The organism is Mesorhizobium sp. M1A.T.Ca.IN.004.03.1.1 (assembly GCF_003997555.1).
Lineage (GTDB): Bacteria > Pseudomonadota > Alphaproteobacteria > Rhizobiales > Rhizobiaceae > Mesorhizobium.
In genome coordinates this window covers 1-267 of record NZ_RZTV01000417.1, presented here as the reverse complement: position 1 = coordinate 267, position 267 = coordinate 1, and the positions used below count along the sequence as shown (strand labels likewise).

Annotated in this window: 1 protein-coding gene; it reads right to left on the bottom strand. The window is 66.7% G+C overall.

The window, feature by feature from the left end; genetic code table 11:
- The coding region (locus tag EOD29_RS32245; RefSeq protein WP_164763966.1) for an Lrp/AsnC family transcriptional regulator at positions 1–267 on the bottom strand (267 nt) is incomplete at both ends.

Genomic DNA, 267 nt, shown 5'->3' with positions numbered 1-267 from the left:
GACGATTTCGGGAATGTCCTGGATGATGCGCTCGACGATGTGCAGCTGCCCCGGCAACGGACGCACGCGCACGATCGCCTGCAGGGGATAACCGACGGCGGCGGGATCGAGATCGATGGTGAAAGCCTTGATGACGCCGCGCTCCTCCAGCCGGCGCAGGCGCTCGGCGGCACTCGGCGAGGACAGGCCGACCTGCTGCGCCAGCTCCTTCAGCGAGATTCGAGCATTGCCGGCCAGCGCTTCGAGGATGGCCTGATCGACCTCGTC